This window comes from Bartonella florencae (assembly GCF_000312525.1).
Classification (GTDB): Bacteria; Pseudomonadota; Alphaproteobacteria; order Rhizobiales; family Rhizobiaceae; genus Bartonella; species Bartonella florencae.
In genome coordinates this window covers 1-350 of the sequence record NZ_HE997512.1, presented here as the reverse complement: position 1 = coordinate 350, position 350 = coordinate 1, and the positions used below count along the sequence as shown (strand labels likewise).

Here is a 350-nt window from a genome sequence, read left to right as displayed (position 1 = left end):
ATGGTCCTCAAATAACAACTGAGGGTATTAATGTTAGCGGTAAAAAGATTACACATGTAGCAAATGGTACTGAGGGTACTGATGCGGTTAACAAAGCACAACTTGATGAAGATGTGATTGATCTTTCTAACAAAGTTGAGGAAGTGCGTTCTGTGGCCGTTCTTTATGATGAAGAAGATCCAAAAGGTGACAATCTACTTACTAGATCAGCACGTAAAGTTAATAAAAATAGTGTGACATTTGGAAATCCGGAAACGGGCACTGTTAGTTTGCATAATGTTGGCAATGGTGTAATTGCTTCTGAATCCCATGATGCGGTAAATGGCTCTCAGCTTTTTGAAACAAATGAT

Annotated in this window: 1 protein-coding gene; it reads left to right on the top strand. The window is 38.3% G+C overall.

Annotated elements, in window-relative coordinates; translation table 11 throughout:
- The coding region (locus BN202_RS09110; protein ID WP_034988281.1) for a hypothetical protein at positions 1 to 350 on the top strand (350 nt) is incomplete at both ends.